The organism is Silanimonas sp. (assembly GCF_027531545.1).
Classification (GTDB): domain Bacteria; phylum Pseudomonadota; class Gammaproteobacteria; order Xanthomonadales; family Xanthomonadaceae; genus Silanimonas.
Genome location: NZ_JAPZSC010000050.1, coordinates 1 through 20,507 on the forward strand (window position 1 = coordinate 1; position 20,507 = coordinate 20,507).

Below are 20,507 nucleotides of genomic sequence, written 5' to 3' on the forward strand. Positions count from 1 at the left end.
GGGCCGGGGATCAGCTTCTCAAGCAGCTCGTCGGGAAGGATGGCGTCCGGCTTCGCGGCGGGGGTGGTTTTCTTGCGTGGCATGGGGGCTCCTGAACATCGTCATGGTAGGCCGCTCACACAAAAATCCTGACACCCTCCCACGCCCAGCACCTTGGCCACGTTCGATGGATCGGCGTTGCGGCCCCCTGGGAGCTTGGAGCACGCCTGCGCGACGCCCTCATGCCTGACCTGCTGAACCAGCCAATCCAGAAAGCGCTGATCCCGCTTCGACCCAACTACGACCATTAGAGCCTCCTGATAGTGGGGCAGCTCCACCGAAGCACGGCTGCCCCAGCGTCAAAGTTGGAGCAAGAACTGCTCCTCGCCCGTGCTCGGGGTAAGAGCTTTCTTGCATTGAGAGGGCAATCAAAAGCGAGCCCGCCCTGTCAGGTCTAACCCATTGACGTCAGGCTACTATAGTCCTAACGAATACGGAGACCCGGATCATGGCAGGGACTCCAGAAGGGTGCGGATAGGTCGGGGCAGGCCGAGCGCATCGTAGTCGGCGCGGGCGACCCATCGAAGGTCGTTCGTGGCTTCGCTGGCGTCGCGGACGCGGTGAAGGACCGGCGATGCCTGCAGGCGGTAGTGGCTGAAGACGTGCAGGAACGCGGGCAGCACGGTGCCGCCGTCGGCGCCGAGGGTGGCCTGCAGCGCCTTGGCAGCATCGTCGTCAGCCGCTTCGGGCACGCTCCACAGGCCTTGCCACACGCCCTTGCCCGTGCGGCGCTCCAGCAGCACGCGGCCGTCGGGATCGCGGAACACGAGCAGGCGGACCGCACGCGTTGGCGTGGCCTTGGCGGGTTTGCGCGCCGGGATCCGTGCGACGGCCTCGGCGGCGTGTGCTTGGCATTCGCTCCGCATCGGGCAGTCGGCGCAGCGCGGTTTCCGCGCCGTGCAGTGCGTGGCGCCAAAATCCATCAGCGCTTGGGTGTAGTCGGCGAGGCGCTCGTGCGGAAGTCGTGCCTCGGCTTCGGCCCACAGGCGGCGCTCGACGGCCGATTTGCCCGGCCATTCCGCCTCGCCGAGCAGGCGGGCGAGCACGCGCTTGACGTTGCCGTCGAGGATCGCATGGCGTTGGCCATGGGCCTGCGCGAGGATCGCCGCGGCCGTGCTGCGGCCGATGCCGGGCAGGGCTGAAAGCGCATCGATCTCCTCCGGAAGCGTGCCGCCATGGCGAGCCACGCAGGCCTGCGCGGCGCGATGCAGGTTGCGCGCGCGGCTGTAGTAGCCGAGCCCGGACCACAGCGCGAGCACCTCGTCCTCGTTCGCGACGGCCAAGGACGGCAGGTCGGGAAAGCGGGCGAGGAAGCGTTCGAAATAGCCGATGACGGTCTGCACCTGGGTCTGCTGCAGCATCACCTCGCTGACCCAGACGCGGTAGGGCGTGCGCGGGTGTTGCCAGGGCAGGTCGTGGCGTCCGTGGGTGTCGAACCACGCGAGTAGGCGCGTCGGGAACGATGCGCTCTCGGGCCCTTGGCTCATCGTGCCGGCTCCGGGGCATCGGCTGCGCCCGTGGCATCGGCCGCTGGGTCGTCCAGCTCGATGGTGACGCCTTCCAGGCGGACGCCGTCGAGTTCCACTTCGGGCAGGGCAGCGCGTAGGCGAAGCGGCGGCAGCGCGGCGGCGTCGGCATCCTCCAGCCAGGCCATCACCGCCTCCGGCGTGCCTTCGGCATCGACCTGGTGCATGTCCTGCTTCAGCGAGAGCGCGGTGTGTGCTGCCATCGCGGATTCGCCCTGCTGCGCCAGCGTGAACGCCAGCGGCGACGGGCTGGTCGACAAGGGGGCGGGCAGCGCCGGCCACGCCTCGGGCCACGCCGCGATCTCGCCGCTCGCATCGAGCGCCCAGGGGGCGAACTGCAGTCGACCCTTCGCGGTGATCGGTGCGATCGGGCCCGTTCCGTCGAGACGGATCGCGAAGCCTTCCAGTCGGAGCGGACCGGCTTCGGGGACCGCGTCGATCTGGAGCGCCAAAGCGAAGGGCGCACGATGGCTCGCCGTGGTGTCGACCACGTTGCCGCGCAGCGCGAGCGCCATGGGTTCGCCCAAGGCGAAGCGCGGCAGCGTGAGTTCCAGATCCTGCAGCGCGCCCTCGGCCCAGCGCACGCGCCCCCGGGTGATCACCAGGCCGTCGAGCCGGGGCAGGTCCGCGGCGTCGCTGGCAGGCTGGGCGCTCCACCACGCCATGGCGGCGTCGAGGTCGATGTCGAGCGCTTCGATGCGCAGGGCATCCACCCGCAGTGACTCGCCGCGAAGCGTCGACCACGGCAGGGCGATCTCAAGGCGCTCGGCGGCGAGGATGCTTTGGCCGCTGGCATCCCGAACCTGCAGGTCCGGCAGGGACAGCCAGGGCTGTGGGCGCCATCGAAGGGCCGGTTCACCGTCGTAGTCCCAGTCGAGCCCTGTAGCGCTATCGGCCTGGGCCAGCGCGAGGTCGGCGACGCGGCGCGCGTTGAACCACCACGGCGACGACAGCGCGACGACCAACAGCAGCGCGGCCACGACACCCAGCACCCGCAAGCTGCGGCGGAGGAGTGAGCGCGTCGGCGGGGGCACTTCGGAGGGCGCGGGAGCGTCGGCCGGGGCCGGGTTCACGACGTGCCGCGCTCCGCGCTGCCTAGTTCGGGCAGCAGCGCGTCGACGAAGGCATCCGGGTCGAACACGCGGAGGTCCTCCATCGTCTCGCCGAGGCCGACGAAGCGGATCGGCAGCCCGAACTCGCGGGCCAGCGCGAACACCACGCCGCCCTTGGCGCTGCCGTCCAGCTTGGTGACGACGAGGCCGCTCACCTTCGCGGCGGCGAGGAACTGGCGCACCTGGTTCACGGCGTTCTGCCCCGTGGTGCCGTCGATGACCATCAGCACCTCGTGCGGGGCGGTCTCATCAAGCTTCGCCAGCACGCGGGCCACTTTCGAGAGTTCGGCCATCAGGCCCTGCTGCGTGTGCAGGCGGCCGGCGGTGTCGGCGATCAGCAGGTCGAGGCCGCGCGACTTCGCCGCCTGCAGTGCATCGAAGATGACCGCGGCGGCATCGGCGTTCTGGCCCTGCGCCACCACGGTCACGCCATTGCGTTCGCCCCAGACCTTCAGCTGCTCGACGGCTGCCGCGCGGAAGGTGTCGCCGGCGGCCAGGGCGAGCTTCAGGCCGTCCTTCTGGAGGCGATGCGCGAGCTTGCCGATCGTCGTGGTCTTGCCGACGCCGTTGACGCCCACGGTGAGGATGACGAACGGCGCGCGTGTGGCGTCGATCACCAGCGGCTGGGCGACGGGACGCAGCATGGCCAGCAGCTGCGCGCGGAGGTGGCGCTGCAGGGCATGGGCGTCCTCGAACTCGCGGGCGCGCATGCGCCGGCGCAGGTCCTCGACCAGCGTATCGGTCGCGGTGACGCCGACATCGGCACCGAGGAGGATGGTCTCGATCTCGTCCAGCAGCGCGTCGTCGAGCTTCGGGTTGGAGGAGAACAGGCCGCGCAAGCCGGTGGCGAAGCGGCTCTGCCGCAACTTGCCCCACCAGCCCGTGGCGACCGGTTCGATCAGGGCGGGTTCGATCGGCGCGGACCCCGTGGGCAGGGGCTCGGGGCTGGAGATCGTCGGTGCGGTGGGTTCGCTGCGGGTTTCGGCGGTTTGCGGCTCCGCGGAAGGGCTCGCGGGCACGGCAGCCGGTTGGGGTTTCTTCTTGAACCAGTCGAACATCGTCGCAGGGGAGGCGCGGCATCGCGCAGAATGTGCGACGAGCTTACCACCCGCCTCCGGAACGCCCCGATGAAGCCCCGCATTGCCGCTGCGCCTGCCGCCGCCGGGCAGGTCCGCCTCATTGGCGGCGCCTGGCGCGGTTCGAAGTTGCCGGTGCCGGCCCTGCCGGGGCTGCGGCCGACGTCCGACCGCGTGCGCGAGACGCTGTTCAACTGGCTGCATGGCGAGCTGGCCGGTGCTCGCGTGCTCGATCTGTTCGCTGGAACCGGGGCCCTTGGGTTCGAGGCGGCGTCGCGCGGCGCGGCTTGCGTCGATCTGGTGGAAAGCGCGCCGCTGGCCGTCGACGCGCTGCGCAGCGCGGCGGCGCGTTTGGGGCGTGATGGCAGCGGTGGGAAGGTGCAGGTCCACGCGCAGTCCGCGATGGCCTTCCTGGCGGCCCAAGCCGGGCCTTGGGATCTGGCCTTCGTCGACCCGCCGTTCGCGGGCGGGCTCTGGGCCGAGGCCCTGGCTGCCCTCGTTCCTCGCCTTGCCCCGCGGGCAAGGGTGTACGTGGAAAGCCCGGTCGATGCGGTGCCCACGGTGCCGGCTGGATGGGTGCTCCTGCGCGAAACCGCCACCCGCGAGGTCGGGGCTGCGCTCTACAAAGTCGAGCAAGGCTGAGTTGCTACACTCGGCGGGTCCCGCATCTGTGGCCCGGCATGTCTTCCCGTCACCGCATCGCCCTCTATCCCGGCACCTTCGATCCCATCACGAACGGGCACGCCGATCTCGTGGCGCGCGCGGCGCCGATCTTCGAGAAGGTGATCGTCGGCGTGGCCGGAAGCACCGGCAAGAATCCGGTGATGCCGGTCGAGCAGCGCGAGGCGCTGGCCCGCGAGGCGCTGGCCCACCATCCCAACGTCGAGGTGCGTGCCTTCAATGGCCTGCTCGCGAATTTCGTCCGTGAATGCGGCGCCGGCGTGCTGCTGCGCGGCCTGCGCGCGGTGTCGGACTTCGAGTACGAGTTCCAGCTGGCGAGCATGAACCGGCACCTCATCCCGGAGGCGGAGACGCTGTTCCTCACGCCGGCCGAGCAGCACAGCTTCATTTCCTCGACCCTGGTCCGCGAAGTCGCCCGCCTCGGCGGCGACGTGTCCGGCTTCGTTCCCCCGGTCGTGGCGCGCGCCCTCGAGGCGCGTTTCCGCAGCCCCTGATCCCGCTTTCCAAGGAGACCACCATGAACCGTTTCGCCCTGATGGCCGCGTCGGCCGCGCTCGCCCTGACCCTCACCGCCTGCCAGGGCGAGGTGGACGACGAGGACAAGGAAGCCCAGCCCGAGGCCGAGGCCGTGGTGCTTGTCGCGCCGACGAGCCAGGACGATGCTGAGTGGAAGACCTACCTCGGTCAGGTCATCGGCACCAACACCGACGGCATCACCGAGCGCACGTTCAACTACTACCTGCCCGCCGCCACCGACCCGGCGGAAGAGGACGGCCCGTACTCGCGCATGATGAGCGACGTGCGCACGGTGCTGCAGCGCGGCGTGCTGCCGGGCAACATGCTCAGCTTCTCGTCGCCGAATAGCACGATGATGGCCGACCTCATCGTCGAGGCCTTCGAGGACGAGTCGATCCAGGACACCGCGCTGAAGGGTTCGCGCGTGCTGTTCATCGGCGAATCGAAGGACGAGTCGCGCGTGCGCCAGGTGGCCCTCTCGGCCGGTGCCGAGTTCCGCTTCGTCGAAGCGAAGTAATCCGCGTCCACCCGGCGGGCGCCCGTCGCCCGCCGAGGCCCGCCTGATGGCCCTGCGCATCCTCGAAACCTGCATCAATTGCGACGTGTGCGCCCCGGCGTGCCCCAACGGCGCGATTTCGCAGGGCGAGACGATCTACGAGATCGCGCCGCCGAAGTGCACCGAATGCATCGGGCACTTCGACGAACCGCAGTGCATGGTGGTTTGTCCCGTCGAGTGCATCGAACTCGATCCGTCGCATCCCGAATCCAAGACCGAGCTGCAGCTCAAGTTCGAAACGCTGCAGCGGGAGATGGCCTGATGTCGTTCCGCCCGATGCTGGTCGCCGCAGCCCTTGTCCTCGCTGCCGGCTTTTCCGCCCCCACGTCTCTGGCTCGCGAGGCGCCGTCCTCCGCGGGGCAGCGGCCGGACGGCGCGGCCATCGCCAGCGCCAACGCGCAGGCCACCGATGCCGGCATGGAAGTGCTCCGCAAGGGCGGCAACGCGTTCGATGCCGCAGTGGCGGTGAGTGCGGCGCTGGGTCTCGTCGAGCCCGAGAGTTCCGGCATCGGCGGCGGCGGTTTTTTCCTGCTGCGCCGGGCCCGTGACGGCAAGGTGGTGTTCGTCGACGGGCGCGAGCGCGCGCCGCTGGCGGCGACGCGCGACATGTTCCTCGACCCTGCCACCGGCGAGCCGCGCCCGCGCCAGACCATCGACGGCCCGCTGGCCGCGGCGATCCCCGGTTTGCCGGCGGCGCTGGTGCATGTCTCGAAGACCTACGGTCGATTGCCGTTGGCCGAGTCCCTCGCACCGACCATCGCCCTCGCCGAGAGCGGCTGGACGTTCGGTGACAAGAACCTCGCGATGATGGGTTGGCGTGAAGCGGCGCTCGCCGCCGATCCAGGCGCCGCGCAGCTGCTGCTGGTCGATGGGAAGACGCCCGCCTTGGGCACGCGCATGCGCAACCCCGATTACGCCGAGGTGCTGAAGCGGCTCGGGCGCGATGGTTTCGACGGCTTCTACCGCGGCGACATCGCCACGCGCCTTGTGGATGGCGTCCGCGCGGCGGGCGGCCTCTGGACGCTCGATGACCTCGCGCAGTACCGCGTGGTGGAGCGCGAGCCGCTGGTGTTCCAGCATCGCGGCAAGACGGTCATCACCGCGCCGCCGCCGTCGTCGGGTGGCATCGCGCTGGCGCAGACGCTGCAGATCCTCGACGGCTACGACTGGTCGAAGCGCAGCGAGCTCGACCGCCTGCACCTGCGCATCGAAGCGATGCGCCGCGCCTACCGCGACCGCGCGGTCTTCCTCGGTGATCCGGATTTCGTCGACGTGCCGGTGGAGCTGCTGACGAACCCGGCCTATGCCGCGGGCCTGCGTGCCGGCATCCACCCGGAGAAGGCCACGCCGAGCGCGATGCTGCCCGGTGTCACCGCCCTCGAACGCCCCGACACGACGCATTTCTCCATCGTCGACGCCGAGGGCAACATCGCCTCGGTGACGCAGACGGTGAACCTGCCCTACGGCAATGCGATGGTGATTCCGGGCACCGGCTTCCTGCTCAACAACGAGATGGACGACTTCTCGGTGAAGGCTGGCGTGCCGAACGCCTTCGGCCTTGTCGGCGACGACGCCAATGCCATCGCGCCAGGCAAGCGCCCGCTGTCGTCGATGACGCCCACGATCGTCGTGGGCGACGACCAGATCGCGGTGCTCGGTACGCCGGGCGGCAGCCGCATCATCAGCATGGTGATCCAGGGCGTTTTGGCGCTGGATGCCGGCGCCTCGGCGCTCGAGGCTGCGGCCGAGCCGCGCGTCCACCACCAGTACTTGCCCGATGAAGTCTCGATCGAGAAGGACGCGCTGTCGCCGGAGCTGCGCGCCGGCCTCGAGGCCCGTGGCCATGTCATCAAGGAAGAGCCGCGCACCTGGGGGAACATGCAGGTCGTGACCTGGGACCTCACGGATGGCGATGTCGACGCCGGCGCCGACCCGCGCTGGAAGACCGTCGGCAAGGGCAGCACGCAGGACGGGGGCATCTTCCGGTGAGTGCGACGAACGGCATCCGGCTGTGGTCGATCCTTGGCAATTCGCAGCGCCTCGACGGCGGCGCGATGTTCGGCAACGTGCCGCGCGCGATGTGGTCGCAGTGGATCGCGCCCGACGAGCAGCACCGCATCCCGCTTGCCTGCCGTGCGCTGCTGGCCAAGGGGCTTGCCGGCAAGACCGTGCTGTTCGAAACCGGCATCGGCGCCTTCTTCGAGCCGAAGATGCGCGAGCGTTTCGGCGTGGTGGAGCCGCAGCATGTGCTGCTGGATTCGCTGGCCGAGGCCGGCGTCTCGCATGAGGACGTCGACGTCGTCGTGCTCTCGCACCTGCATTTCGACCACGCCGGCGGCCTGCTGGCCCCTTGGGCGGAAGGTGAACCGGTGCGCCTGCTGTTCCCGAAGGCGACGTTCATCGTTGGCGCCGCGCACTGGGCGCGGGCGAAGACGCCGCATCCGCGCGACCGCGCCAGCTTCATCCCGGAACTCGGCGCCCTGCTGGAAGCCAGCGGCCGCCTCGAAGTGGTCGAGGGCGACCACGGTCGCGTGCTCGGCGCCGCCGTGCGCTTCCACCACAGCGACGGCCATACGCCGGGCCTGATGCTGGCCGAGATCGTCGGCGAAGGCGGGCAGGGTGGCGTGGTGTTCTGCGCCGACCTCATCCCCGGCCGGCCGTGGGTGCACCTGCCGGTGACCATGGGCTACGACCGTTCGCCCGAGACGCTGATTGACGAGAAGCGCGGTTTCCTCGACGACATGCTGAAACGTGACGTCCGGCTGTACTTCACCCACGACCACGGCTGCGCGATGGCGCGTGTGGCGCGCGATGACAAGGGACGCTACGGCACCCGCGATGAGCTCGCGGTGCTCGCCGGCGAACCCCTGCCCCACTGACTACTCACCCACCGAAGGATTCCGCCATGCGCACGTCCACGTTCCGCCTCGCCGCCGCGCTGCTGCTCTCGCTGTCCCTTTCGCCGCTGGCCTCGGCCGCGTCCTACGGCCAGCCTATGCCCGAGGGTGACGCCATGCCGGTCACCGAACTGCTTGCCCACGCCGAGCAGCACAGCGGCCACACGATGAAGTTCAGCGGACGCATCACCCAGGTCTGCCAGGCCAAGGGCTGCTGGGTGATGCTCGACGCGGGCGGCACCGGCATCCGCGTCAAGACCGGGCACGAGTTCTTCCTGCCGAAGGACGCCAGCGGCACCGCCGTGGTGTTCGGTGAACTGAAGCCGGTCGAGCTCAGCGCCGAACAGGCCCAGCATTACAACGACGAGAGCGGTGGCGGCATCGAAGCCGGCCGCGAGTGGCAGATCCTCGCCACGTCGATCGTCATCGAACCCTGATCCACTGGCGGTTTCCGCCCATCGAGTCTTGCCCCATGCGTCCCGATTCCGTCCTTGCCCGCCGTCGCTTCCTCGCGCTCTCCGCGTCCACCGTGGGTGCCGCCGCGCTGGGGCTCTCGCCGTTCGGCCGGCTGCTCGCCCAAGCGGGCCTGCCGGCGGGGCGTATCGCCGGCTTCGGGCCGCTTTCGCCGGTCGCTGACGCCACGACCGGCCTGCCGCTGCTGAAGCTGCCGGCCGGTTTCAGCTACCGCAGCTTCGGCTGGTCGACCACGCCGATGAGCGATGGCCGGCCGACGCCCTCGCACCACGATGGCATGGGTATCGTGCACGCCGACGGTGCGCGCCTCACTCTCGTGCGCAACCACGAGTGCGATGGCGCAGGAGGCACCTTCGGCGACGCGTCGATGACCTACGACCCGGACGTCGACGGCGGCACCACCACGATGGTGTTTGATGCCGACAAGGGCGAATTGCTGGAATCCCGCGCCTCGTTGTCCGGAACGCTGCGCAACTGCTCGGGCGGCATCACGCCCTGGCGCAGCTGGCTGTCCTGCGAGGAGCAGGTGCTGGACCGCGGCCGCGCCGTGTTCGATGAGCGCGTGGTCGACCTAAAGCACGCCCACGGCTTCGTGTTCGACGTGCCGTTCGACCGCGCCTCGAACGCCGAGCCGCTGGTCGCGATGGGCCAGCGCGTGCATGAGGCGGCGGCGGTGCACGAGGCGAGCGGCGATGTGTACCTGACCGAGGATGCCGATCCGTTCGCGGGCTTCTATCGTTTCGTCCCGACGGTGAAGGGCGAGCTGGCGCGTGGCGGCACGCTGTGGATGCTCAAGGCCGAAGGTGCGGCCGACCTGCGCCGGGGCCATCGCAACGGCGACCGGTTCAAGGCGTCGTGGGTGCGCATCGAGCATCCCGAGCGTGGCATCGGGCCCTCCGGCAAGACCGATGGCAACGTCCGCGAGGGCCTGGCGAACGGCGGCAGCGCCTTCATCCGTCTGGAGGGCTGCTACGCGCAGGGCGACACCATCTATTTCACGTCGACCAGCGGTGGTGACGCGAACAGCGGGCAGGTCTGGGCCTACGACGCCAAGGCCTCCGAACTGCAGCTGGTGTTCGAGTCGCCGGCACAGGAAACCCTGTACTACCCCGACAATCTGGCGATGTCGCCGCGCGGTGGCCTCATCCTCTGCCAGGACAGCTACCGCAAGGAGGCGCAGTCGCTGTTTGGGCTGACACCGCAGGGCGGGCTCTTCCAGTTCGCCGAGAACAACGGCATCTACGAGAATTTCCACGGGCTCACCGGCGACTACTCCAACAGCGAGTTCGCCGGCGCCTGTTTCTCCCCGGACGGCCGCTGGCTGTTCGTCAACGTCTACACGCCGGGCTTCACCGTCGCCATCACCGGCCCTTGGAAGGAAGTATTGCTCTGATGATCACCGGCCTCTACGCCGCCCTGTGTGCGCTACTCATCCTCGCCCTGTCGTTCCGCATCGTCGGCCTCCGCCGGCGGTTGAAGGTGGGTATCGGTGACGGCGGCGATGCCGGGCTCGCCCGTGCCATCCGCGCCCAAGCCAATGCCGTGGAGTACGTGCCCCTGATGCTGGTGATGCTGCTGGTGGCGGAGAACAACGGCGCCGGCGTGGTGTTCGTGCACGTCTGCGGCGCCGGGCTGGTGCTCGCCCGCGTGCTGCATGCGGTGGGCCTCTCGGGTTCCGCAGGCACGAGCTTCGGGCGCTTCTGGGGCACGCTGGGCACCTGGATCCTGCTGCTGGTGCTCTCGGGCCAGCTGCTGTGGGGCTACTGGGCCGCGGTCCAAGCGAGCTGATCGCCAAATGGCATAAGGGCATGGGCGAGGCGCCTTTGCCCTTGCCTGATGTCCGGAGTGGAATAAGGACCATCGCCGCATCGCCACCGTCCCTTGGGCGGTTGCTCCACTGATGCGGCCGATCGAACCCGTTTCGAAGCCCCGGCCGTCGCTCGCCCCTCTCCCCCGGACCGCGTGGCGGCCGAGGCTTCGCTTTTTCCGGAGCCTTCGTGTCCTCGTCCGCGCCGCCGTCGTTCCTCGCTCTCTCGCCCCTGCTGCTGTTCATCGCGTTGTTCTGCGGCGTCGGCTTCACGCTGACCGCCTTGGGCGAAGCCAACGCCTTCTACCAGCTCCCCGCCGCGGTGGCCCTGGTGCCGGCCTTGGCGCTGGCCCTGTGGTTCGCCCATCGCCGTGGCGCGCCGGCCTTCGACCGTCTGCTCGGTGGGATGGGCGACAAGGACGTGCAGCTGATGCTGCTGATCTTCCTGCTGTCGGGTGCGTTCACGGTGGTGAGCCGCGCCACCGGCGGCGTCGAGGCGGTGGTCGCGCTCGGCCTGTCGGTGATCCCGGCGGCGCTGATCCTGCCGGGCATCTTCCTGCTCGCAACAGCCATCGCGCTGGCGCTCGGAACTTCGATGGGCACGATCGCCGCCGTCGCGCCGATCGCGCTCGGCCTCGCCGATGCCGCCTCGCTCGACAAGGCCCTGGTGCTCGGCGCCGTGCTCAGCGGCGCCACCTGCGGCGACAACCTCTCGGTGATCTCCGACACCGCCATCGCCGCGGCGCGCACGCAGGGCACGACGATGCGGGCGAAGTTCCTCGAGAACCTGAAGTTCTCGGTGCCGGCGGCGCTTGGCACGCTGGTGCTGCTGGCCTTCGCTGGTGATGCGCAGCCGGTGCTGCCTGCTGATCCGCCGAGTGCATGGTTGGCGCTGCCCTATCTCGCGGTGCTGGGGCTCGCGGTGCTCGGCGTGAACGTGCTGGCGGTGTTGGCGGTTGGCGTGGTGCTGGCTGGCGCGTTCGGCCTCGCCTTCGCCGACTACGGCGTGCTCGCTTTCAGCGGCGACGTGCACAAGGGCTTCCTTTCCGTGACCGACACCGTGCTGGTCTCACTGTTCGTCGCGGGTTTGGGCGCGCTGATTCGCGCCGACGGCGGCTTCGCGTGGTTCGTGGCGCGAATCGAGGCGCTGGCGCGTGGCCGCAAGGGCCCGCGCGTGGGCCAGCTCGGTATCGCCGGGCTCGTGGCGGGCAGCGATGCGCTGCTGGCGAACAACACGGTGGCGATCCTGCTCTCGGGCCCGATCGCCAAGGACATCGCCGCCGAGCACGGCGTGGCGCCGGCGCGCGCGGCTAGCCTGCTCGACATCTTCGCCTGCGTCACCCAGAGCCTGCTGCCTTGGGGTGCGCAGATTTTGCTGGCGGCCTCGCTCGGCGGCGTCTCTCCGCTCGATCTCGCCGGCAGCCTGCACTATTGCTGGCTGCTCGGCGGGCTGACGCTGGCGTGGGTGCTGTTCGAGCGGAGCCGCTCAGGCGCCGAGGATCCCGCGCAGGTCCGAGAGGTACTTCTCCATTGAGCCGGTGTTGACGGCCACCACGCGTTCACCGCGCTTCAGCAAGCCGCGGTCGAGCAGCTGCGGCAGGGCCGCGAGGCAGGCTGCGCCCTCGGGGCTGATCCAGTGCTGGCGCTCGCGCCACACGCGCTGCAGTTCGGCCGCGGTGTCGGCCTCCGACACCGCGATGGCAGCACCGCCGCTGGCGCGGATGATCTGCAGCACGCGGAAATGCCCGACGCCGCCGGGCACGTTCAAGCCCGTCGAGATCGTCTTGCCGGCAGGCAAGGCCGTGGTGTCATCGGCGCCGCCCTCGAACGCGCGCACCAGCGGCGTCGTGGCTTCGCTCTGCACGCAGTACATCCGCGGTCGATGCGAATCGATCAGGCCGAGCGCTTCGAGTTCATTCCAAGCCTTCCACATGCCCAGCACGCCGGTGCCGCCGCCGGTGGGGTAGATCACCGCATCGGGCAGCGACCAGGGCGTGCCGCCGTCCTTCGGTTCCGCCATCTCGAGGCCCAGCGTCTTCTTGCCCTCGATGCGCCAGCCGGGTTCCTGGAAGGTGGCGACCGAGAACCAGCCCTGCGGGATGTAGTGCTCTTTCAGGAACGCACCGGCCTCGCGGATGGTTGGGCCGACCAGTTCGAGCGTGACGCGGCCCGGATGTTTCTTTGCCGCCACGGCAACGCTGCCCATGATCGGCAGCGGCGTGTCCTCGGGCATGGCCACCACGACATCGAGGCCGCCGGCCAGCGCATAGCGCACCAGTGCGTCGCCCGCATTGCCCTGCGTGGGCACGGCGAGTTTCTTCAGGCCCAGACGGCGCGCCTGCGCGACGGCCATGGCCATGCCGCGGTCCTTGAAGCTGCGGGTCGGGTTGCCGCCGAAGCCGGGCCAGTGCTGGCCTTCGTCCTTCAGCCACAGCGAGAGTCCCGCCGCCTTCGCGACGGCGTGGTCGCGGTAGTCGAGCTCGGGCGTGTGGCCTTCGCCGAGCGCGACGATGTGCGCGGCGTCGTGCGGATCGGTGATGTCGAGCGCGAGCAGGCCGCCGAAGCGCCACAGGTCCTTGCGCGTCGGGTCGTACCACGCGGCATCGGGTTTCTCGCGGGCGAGGCGTTCGATGTCGAGCACCATCTCGACCGGCCGGCCGTCGACCGGGTCGAGGTTCATCGGGACATCAATCGGATACTCGACGCCGGAGGCGAGGCCGCGCAGGCAGCGGACGTAGGACATGTCAGGTCGGGCGTGGAGAAGGGCGCCCGAGCGTGCCTCAGTGCATCGCCCACTCCGCGCGAAGGGCCTCGGAGAGTGCCGAGCCGTCGACCGCCATCGCATCGGCGTGCGCCGGTTGCGCGAGCAGCGCCGCGAAGGCAGGCGGCACCGACGGCGCGCGGGACAGCAGCGGCCCCACGACGTCGAGGAACTTGCTGGCATGCGCCGTCGCGGCCACGGCCCAGTCGCGAGTGTCGCCGGCCGCGCGGAGGTCTTCGAGCACGGCGAGGCCGCAGGCCGTGTGCGGGCAGGGCGCGATGCCGTGCCGGGCTTCGGCCGCGGCCACCGTCGCGCGGATGCGGGCGTCGTCGATGCGTTGCACGCGGATGAGCCCGCGCGCCGCGGCTTCGTCGCCCCCGGCCAGCCAGAACAGGCGCTCGACATTGCTCGGCGCGCCGACGTCCATCGCGTTGGCGAGCGTCGGGATGGCGTCACGGCCGCGGTAGGGCGCGCCGTCGAAAAACTCCGAGAGCGTCGGGTTCGCGTTCGTTGCCAGCACCACCTCGCCGATCGGCAGGCCCATGGCGCGGGCAATCAGCGCGGCCACCGCGTTGCCGAGGTTGCCGCTGGGCACGATGAAGCCGAGCGGCCGGCCGTGGCGGCGCTGGAAGCGCAGCGCGTGCATCGCGTAGTAGCCCATCTGCGGCAGCAGGCGGCCGAGGCTGATCGAGTTGGCGGTCAGCAGCGGCACCTGAGCGCGCAGCGCGGCATCGCCGAGCGCCTGCTTGGCGAGGCGCTGGCAGTCGTCGAAGCTGCCGGCCACGCGCAGGGCGCGCACGTTGCCGCCGAAGGCGCCGAGTGAATGCGCCTGCGCGGGCGAGACCTTGCCGTCGGGGTAGAGGATCAGCACGCGGAAGCCCTCGCGACCATGGAAGGCCGCGCCGACCGCGGCGCCGGTGTCGCCCGAAGTCGCGACGAGCACGGTCTGCACCGGCGCGTCGTGCGCGCGCAGCGCCGACAGCGAGGCGGCGAGGAAGCGCGCCGCAAGGTCCTTGAACGCGGCCGTAGGGCCGTGGAACAGCTCAAGCAGGTGGTCGCCTCGGCCGCGCAGCGGCACCAGTGGAACCTCGAAGCTCGAGGCTTCCGCGCACAGCGCGTCGAGCCGCTGGGCCAGCGGGTCGTTGCCGAGCAGCGGCCGCAGCAGGGCGGCCAGCGTTTCCGCGAGGTGCGCATCGGGAATCGCCTCGACATCGCTGGCATCGAGGCGCGGCAGACGCTCCGGCACGTACAGGCCGCCGTCCGGGGCGAGGCCGGCGCCGAGCGCGGCGCCGAAGGGCAGGGCGGGCGAGGCCCCGCGGGTCGAAACGAATCGCATCGGTCAGTCCTGAATGTCGACGAGGCCCGCGGCGGGTCCGGCCACGGGTGACACAAGAAGGGAGGTGGCAAGGGCGGCCTCCGCGAAGGCGCGCTGCATGGCCGCGCCTCCGGCTTCGGCCGCGGCGCGGCCGCGGAACCAGCCGAACACGCTGGGACCGGCACCGGAGATGCTGCTGCCGAGCGCGCCGGCCTCCAGCGCTGCGCGCTTCACTCCCGCAAAACCGGGGATCAGCTCGGCGCGTCGGGGTTCCACGAGCACGTCGTCGAGCCCTTGGCGGATCAGCGCCTCGTCGTCGCGCTCGAGGCCGAGCAGCAGGGCGGCGAGATGATGCGTCTGCTTGACGATGCTCTGGAGCGGGTAGGGCTCGGCCAGGGCGGCGCGGGCCACGCGCGTTTCCAGCACGACGGCGGGATGCACCACCGCGGTGAACAGCCACTCCGGCGCATTCAATCGTGCCGGAGCCGCGCGCGCTGGGTCGAACGCCGCGACCAGCCCGCCCAGCAGCGAGGGCGCGATGTTGTCGCCGTGGCGGCTGCCGCTGGCCACGGCCTCGCCATCGAGCGCGAAAGGGTACAGCGCCTCCGCCGGCAGCGGCGCGTCGAGCAGTGCATTCGCGGCCACCACGGCGGCGACGGCGGATGCCGCCGAACCGCCCAGCCCCGAACCCAGCGGAATGCCTTTGCGCAGCCGCACGGCGAAGCCGAACGGCAACGCCAGCGCGTTGCGCATCGCGATCAGCGCCGCGCCCGCGGTGTTGTCCTCGGCGCGCGCCGGCAGGGCGGTGACCACGCCTTCGATGCCTTCGATGCGCACTTCGGGGGCGTCGATGCGCCGCACGGTGGCGTGGTCGCGCCAGCCCTCGAGGCTGTGGCCCAACAAGTCGAATCCAGAACCAAGATTCGCACTGCTGGCCGGCGCGAAGGCCGTCGCTTCCGCAGGCCTCACAGCTTCGCCCCGAGGTGCGCGGCGATGGCGAGGATGTCGCCGAACACGCCCGCTGCCGTCACATCGGGGCCAGCGCCCGGGCCTTTCACCACCAGCGGACGCGTGTGGTAGCGCGCCGTATGGAAGGCGAACAGGTTGTCGGTGCCTTGCGCCGATGCCGCCGCGTGCGTGGCGTCGACCGCGCGCAGCGCGACGGTGGCGGTGCCGCTGGCATCGACCTCGGCGAGGTAGCGCAGCACTTGGCCGTGCGATTTCGCCGCAGCGAGTCGCTCGGCCATCGGCGCATCGAACTCGCCAAGACGCTGCAGGAACTCCGGCAGCGGAACGTCGCGAAGCTGGGAGGGCACGAGGTTCTCGACCTCGACCTGGTCGAGCGACAGCGGCCAGCCGGCTTCGCGCGCGAGGATCACCGCCTTGCGCGCCACGTCGGTGCCCGAGAGGTCGTCGCGCGGATCAGGTTCGGTGTAGCCGGCGGCGCGGGCTTCGGCCAGCAGTTCGGAGAAGGGCCGCGAACCGTCGTAGTGGTTGAACAGCCAGGCCAGCGTGCCGGAGAACAGGCCGGCGATGCTGCGAGGCACGTCGCCGGTGTCGATGAGGTTGCGAAGCGTCATCACCACGGGCAGGCCGGCGCCCACGGTGGCCTCGTAGCGGAAGCGCGCGCCCGATTTGGCACCGGCGCGGTGCAGCGCGGCGAGTCGCGCGGCGTCGCCGCTGCCGGCGTGCTTCGAGGGCGTCACCACGTGGATGCCTTGCGCCAGCCAGCCCTCGTAGCGCTCGGCCATGTCGGCGCGGCCCGAGCAGTCGACGATCAGCGCGTGCGGGATGTGCTCGCTCTTGACGTGCTTCGCAAAGGCATCGAGGTCGAGCGGCTCGCCGCGCTCGAGGTCGAGCGAGGCCAGCGTGGTGTCGGAGCGCAGCATCTTCCGCGAGTTCGCTACCGCGCGGATGCGCAGGTCGAGCTGGCGCTCGCGCTTGAGGCGCGGCTGCGCTTCGAGGATCTGCCGCAGCAGCGCGCCGCCCACGTTGCCGGGGCCGATCAGGCCGATCGACACGGTCTGCGCGCTGAGCCAGAACGCCGTGTGCGCTACGCGCAGCGCGCGCTCCGCGTCCACTTCGCGCACCGCCAGGGACACGTTGCGCTCGCTCGAACCCTGCGCGATGGCGCGCAGGCTGATGCCGGCCTTGGCGATCGCGCCGGAAAGCCGCGCGACGATGCCTGGTGTTCCGATCATGCCGTCGCCCACGGCTGCGAGGACGGCCAGATCGTGTTCCAGCGCGATGCCTTGCACGTGGCCCGCGGCGATCTCTTCTGCAAATTCCGCGCGTGCGGAGGCCAGCCCTGCCTCGGCCTGCTCGCGTCGCACCAGCGCACAGATCGAGTGTTCGCTTGATGCCTGCGTGATCATCACCACCGAGACACTGGCCGAATGCAGCGCGGCGAAAAAACGCTCGGCGCTGCCTGGCACACCCATCAGGCCCGAGCCTTGAAGTTCCAGCGCGGCCAATCCGCGAACCAGCGATAGCCCTTTCACTGGATTGGGCGAGGGCGTTGGGTTCGTCACCACGCGCGTGCCGGGTTTTTCCGGCTGACGTACATCGCGAACGTTCAACGCGATGCCTGCAGCCATCGCCGGCGCCAGCGATTGCGGGTGCAGGGCCTTGGTGCCGAAGTAGGCCAACTCCATTGCTTCGGCGTAGCTCAGTTCGGGCAGCACCACGGCTTCGGGTTCGAGACGAGGGTCGGCCGACATCAGGCCATCCACTTCTTTCCAGATGGTGAGTTCGCGTGCATTGAACAAAGCAGCAAACAGCGCCGCGGAGTAATCACTTCCGTTGCGTCCAAGTGTGGTGGTTTCGCCAGAAGCCAAGCGCGCGAGAAAGCCCGTGGCGACCACGTGTGCTTGCGGGTGTGCCATGCGCCATGCCTCGATGGCTTGCGCGGTGGCTGCATCATCGATGCGTGCGCCGAGTTCGCCATGCTTCACGATGAGGACCCCTCGTGCATCCAGCCACGCCCAATCTTTGCCAAGCAATGCGGCCAAGATGCGGCTCGACCACACTTCACCTGCGCCGCAAATGCGCGCGGCTTGGCCGGCATCGGGCTTGCCGCTGCGCAGGTGCGCCAAGTCGGCATCGAGTTCCGCGATATCGCCATCCAGCAACGTGCTCGCAAGCCCGAGCGGCGCGAGCAAGGCGCGGTGCGCTGCAACCAAAAAGGGAAGGTCGGCGTGCTCCTTGCCTGCACGCGCCGAGGCCAGCGCCGCAACAAGGCGATCGGTGGTGCCGAAGGTGGCGGAGACGATGGCGAGCTGAGGGCGCGGTGCGCCCGACTTCAGCAGCGCGGCGGCGCGACGGAAACCGGCTGCGTCGGACAGCGCGGCACCGCCGAATTTGTGGGCGTCAGGCGCGAGCGTCGCCGACCAGTGGGCGTCGGCGGGGGCATCAGCGAGAGGGGCGGCATCCATGAAGGCGACTCCTGGGAGGAGGCCGGTCTTGGATGGGAAACCCCGCGTCCGTGACCGGCGCGGGGTGGTGGATCAGTTCGGCCACCCCGGCCCTTGGAAGGTGCCGGTCGTGGTGGTGACACCCGCGACCGGCACGCGAATACCGATAACGCCGCCGGGGGCGGTCGTCGTGACGGTGAGCGTGAGCAGGTCGTGGCGCATGCCCCCACTTGAACCTGCCACCGTTGCCTTTGTCAAGGCGGCGTCAAGCCGTTTCGTCTGAAACGACGCGATTCCGGCCGCCCTGCTTGGCGCGATGCAACGCCGCATCGGCGCGGGCCAGCACGCCAGCGAAATCCGGATCCGCCTCGCGCATCCGCGCCACGCCGATCGAGATGGTGACGCGCAGGCCAAGCGCGACGTCGTCGAGGTCCAAGGATTCGACACCAGCGCGAAGGCGCTCGGCCACCTGCCGCGCGGCCTGCTCGGCCGTTACCGGCAGCAGGCCGGCGAACTCTTCGCCACCGATGCGACCGATCAGGTCGTTCTGTCGCAGCGTGCGCTGGCATTCGCGGCCTACGCGCTGCAGCACGGTGTCGCCGACCGCGTGCCCGTGCGTGTCGTTGACCGCCTTGAAGTGGTCGATGTCGATGGCGAGCACGCAGAAGGGGCGCCCCGTCAAGCGTGCCATCTTGAACGCCTCGTTGCCGCGGTAATCGGTATGGCGGCGGTTGGCGAGCCCGGTGAGCGGGTCGGTCATCGCCAGCAAGCGCAGCCGGCGTGCCTTGGCGATCTGGCGCACCACCACCCCCGACAGGACCACCATCAGCAGGCCGCCAAGGGCAATGGCCGTCCACTGCCACCGGCGCGCGGCGTTCAGGCCCTCGATCTCCTGGAGGCGCAAGGCTTCCCGCGCCTTCAGCTCGGCGTTCTCGAGCTCCCGGCGGCTGGCGTCGAACTGCTCGCGCATGAGCTCGGTGCGCTGTTCGGCCCGAATGCGGTCGTCGTTGGCATGCGCCTCGATGAAGCGTCGAAGGTCGGCGATGGCGTCCGCTTCGCGACCGAGGCGCTCCAGCAGCCGGGCCCGCTCGGGCAGTGCCAGCGCGAGGTAGCGATCGTTGCCCTCGGTGGTCCAGGTCGCGACCGCCCGGTCGAGCAGGGGCAGGGCTTCGGCGTCGCGGCCCAGACGGGCCAGGGCCTGCCCGCGAACCAGCGCCACCAAGGTCGGCTCACCGGGAGCGCCGGATTCGGCGAAGTCGGCTTCGGCGCGTTCGAGCGTCGCGAGCGCGCGGCGCGGTGCGCCGTCGTCGACCTCGACGCCGGCGAGCCCCAAGCGGACATAGCCGCAAGCCGCGTGGTTGTCGTGGCCTTGGCACAGTTCGAGGGCGTCGGCCAGCATGCGCCGCGCTTCGTCGTAGCGGCCCGTCTCGTCGTAGAGGTAGCCGAGATGTAGCAGCGCGGTCATCGTGGAGTTGTAGCGCGAGCGGATCTCCTCGTCCTCGAGGCTGCGCAGCAGGTACTCCTCCGCGCGCGCCGCCTCGCCCATGCGGCGGTAGGCGATGCCCACGATCTGCAGGTTGGCGGCGATCGCGAACCGCTCGCCGGAGTCGTCGAGGGCGTCCTGAGCCGCGAGGGCGTCGATCAGGGATTTCGCGAACTCGCCCGACAGCGAGTGGGCGTTGGAACGCAAAGAGAGCATCCGCCCAAGCAGCACCGAGTCGTTGCTGCGCTGCGCCGCCTCCACCGCGGCGTCGTAGGCGCGCTCGACGACAGTGGCGTCGGTGCCGAGCACGAGGTAGGCCGCGCGGCAGGCGTGGAGCAGGGCGAGGCTGGTCGCGTCGGGCGCCGATCGAGCCTGTTCCGCGGCGAGCAGCGTATCGGCGTTCGCGATGTACGCCTTGCCGTCGCGCTGCGCGGCGCGGCAGGCCATGGCTTCGAAGCGGCGTAGGCGAAGCGGGTCGTTGGCAGGCAGCGTGGCCCGCAACGCAGCGACCGCAGCGGCCCCCTCCTCCGGCGAGGTGCCCATGCCTTCGCGCAGTGCGGTGGCGAAGGCGGCATCGAAGGCGGCGGGATCCGCGACCGGGGGTGCCGGGGACGCCCACGCCACCGACGTCACCAGGAGGAGGCAGAGGGCCGATCCATGACGGAACGATCGCAGCATCGGGCATCCGGCATCCGGCGGGCGGGATGTGTGGAGCATGAACACTTCCCTCCCGAAATCAAGGCGACAGCACGCATGGCCGATCCGACGGCGCGCAGGAACCGGCCCGCTGCCCCGGAGTCTCGTCGCACGGGTCGTGCCCGTCGTTCCTCGTCTGCCCACCCCCTTCCGCG

19 protein-coding genes are annotated in these 20,507 nt (G+C 70.2%); 10 read left to right on the forward strand and 9 right to left on the reverse strand.

What is annotated here, in order from left to right; translation table 11 throughout:
* Positions 1-485: 485 nt before the first annotated feature.
* The 3 genes from mutY to ftsY are packed head-to-tail and all read right to left on the reverse strand — an operon-like array spanning position 486 to position 3,735.
* Positions 486-1,526, reverse strand: coding sequence for an A/G-specific adenine glycosylase (mutY, locus tag O9280_RS15610; protein WP_298344833.1), 1,041 nt, complete (start codon positions 1,524-1,526; stop codon positions 486-488).
* Positions 1,523-2,638, reverse strand: a complete 1,116-nt coding sequence (locus O9280_RS15615; RefSeq protein WP_298344836.1) for a hypothetical protein — start codon at positions 2,636-2,638, stop codon at positions 1,523-1,525. Before O9280_RS15615 ends, mutY begins: the two co-directional genes overlap by 4 nt.
* Positions 2,635-3,735: a signal recognition particle-docking protein FtsY gene (gene ftsY, locus O9280_RS15620; RefSeq protein ID WP_298344839.1), complete on the reverse strand. Its 1,101-nt coding sequence runs from the start codon at positions 3,733-3,735 to the stop codon at positions 2,635-2,637. Before ftsY ends, O9280_RS15615 begins: the two co-directional genes overlap by 4 nt.
* 69 nt (positions 3,736-3,804) lie before the next feature.
* Here ftsY and rsmD point away from each other — a divergent pair, with 69 nt between their 5' ends.
* The 10 genes from rsmD (at position 3,805) to O9280_RS15670 (ending at position 12,218) form a co-directional block, all read left to right on the forward strand.
* A complete protein-coding gene (gene rsmD / locus O9280_RS15625; protein WP_298344844.1) occupies positions 3,805-4,395 on the forward strand; it encodes a 16S rRNA (guanine(966)-N(2))-methyltransferase RsmD in 591 nt (196 codons plus the stop codon).
* Between the two features lie 38 nt (positions 4,396-4,433).
* Positions 4,434-4,928 (forward strand): pantetheine-phosphate adenylyltransferase, encoded by a 495-nt coding sequence (gene coaD, locus O9280_RS15630; protein ID WP_297867298.1) that lies wholly within the window; start codon positions 4,434-4,436, stop codon positions 4,926-4,928.
* Positions 4,929-4,951: 23 nt separating this feature from the next.
* Complete coding sequence (locus O9280_RS15635) at positions 4,952-5,467, forward strand: hypothetical protein (protein ID WP_298344847.1); 516 nt, start codon at positions 4,952-4,954, stop codon at positions 5,465-5,467.
* 46 nt (positions 5,468-5,513) lie between these two features.
* Entirely contained in the window at positions 5,514-5,768 is a 255-nt protein-coding gene (locus tag O9280_RS15640) for a YfhL family 4Fe-4S dicluster ferredoxin (protein WP_298344850.1), read from the forward strand.
* A complete protein-coding gene (gene ggt / locus O9280_RS15645; RefSeq protein WP_298344853.1) occupies positions 5,768-7,495 on the forward strand; it encodes a gamma-glutamyltransferase in 1,728 nt (575 codons plus the stop codon). Before O9280_RS15640 ends, ggt begins: the two co-directional genes overlap by 1 nt.
* A 14-nt stretch (positions 7,496-7,509) precedes the next feature.
* Entirely contained in the window at positions 7,510-8,385 is an 876-nt protein-coding gene (locus tag O9280_RS15650) for an MBL fold metallo-hydrolase (RefSeq protein ID WP_298344885.1), read from the forward strand.
* A gap of 26 nt (positions 8,386-8,411) precedes the next feature.
* Positions 8,412-8,840 (forward strand): DUF4920 domain-containing protein, encoded by a 429-nt coding sequence (locus tag O9280_RS15655; protein ID WP_298344856.1) that lies wholly within the window; start codon positions 8,412-8,414, stop codon positions 8,838-8,840.
* 35 nt (positions 8,841-8,875) lie between these two features.
* Positions 8,876-10,270, forward strand: a complete 1,395-nt coding sequence (locus O9280_RS15660; RefSeq protein WP_298344859.1) for an alkaline phosphatase PhoX — start codon at positions 8,876-8,878, stop codon at positions 10,268-10,270.
* Positions 10,270-10,665, forward strand: a complete 396-nt coding sequence (locus O9280_RS15665; RefSeq protein ID WP_298344862.1) for an MAPEG family protein — start codon at positions 10,270-10,272, stop codon at positions 10,663-10,665. Before O9280_RS15660 ends, O9280_RS15665 begins: the two co-directional genes overlap by 1 nt.
* A 209-nt stretch (positions 10,666-10,874) precedes the next feature.
* Positions 10,875-12,218: a Na+/H+ antiporter NhaC family protein gene (locus O9280_RS15670; RefSeq protein WP_298344864.1), complete on the forward strand. Its 1,344-nt coding sequence runs from the start codon at positions 10,875-10,877 to the stop codon at positions 12,216-12,218.
* Here the strand turns inward: O9280_RS15670 and O9280_RS15675 are convergent.
* The 6 genes from O9280_RS15675 to O9280_RS15700 all read right to left on the reverse strand — a co-directional run bounded on the left by O9280_RS15675 (position 12,171) and on the right by O9280_RS15700 (position 20,334).
* On the reverse strand, positions 12,171-13,427 hold the full coding sequence (locus tag O9280_RS15675) for a threonine synthase (RefSeq protein WP_298344867.1): 1,257 nt from the start codon (positions 13,425-13,427) through the stop codon (positions 12,171-12,173). The genes O9280_RS15670 and O9280_RS15675 overlap by 48 nt on opposite strands.
* Positions 13,428-13,464: 37 nt before the next feature.
* Entirely contained in the window at positions 13,465-14,781 is a 1,317-nt protein-coding gene (gene thrC, locus O9280_RS15680; protein WP_298344870.1) for a threonine synthase, read from the reverse strand.
* Positions 14,782-14,784: 3 nt separating this feature from the next.
* Positions 14,785-15,729, reverse strand: a complete 945-nt coding sequence (locus O9280_RS15685) for a homoserine kinase (protein WP_298344874.1) — start codon at positions 15,727-15,729, stop codon at positions 14,785-14,787.
* The gene (thrA, locus tag O9280_RS15690; RefSeq protein ID WP_298344877.1) at positions 15,726-18,194 is read right to left on the reverse strand and encodes a bifunctional aspartate kinase/homoserine dehydrogenase I; all 2,469 of its coding nucleotides are present in this window, start codon (positions 18,192-18,194) and stop codon (positions 15,726-15,728) included. The genes O9280_RS15685 and thrA overlap by 4 nt, the downstream gene beginning before the upstream one ends.
* Before the next feature lie 72 nt (positions 18,195-18,266).
* On the reverse strand, positions 18,267-18,395 hold the full coding sequence (locus O9280_RS15695; RefSeq protein WP_298344880.1) for a hypothetical protein: 129 nt from the start codon (positions 18,393-18,395) through the stop codon (positions 18,267-18,269).
* A gap of 43 nt (positions 18,396-18,438) precedes the next feature.
* Positions 18,439-20,334, reverse strand: coding sequence for a tetratricopeptide repeat-containing diguanylate cyclase (locus O9280_RS15700; RefSeq protein WP_298344882.1), 1,896 nt, complete (start codon positions 20,332-20,334; stop codon positions 18,439-18,441).
* Positions 20,335-20,507: the final 173 nt, after the last annotated feature.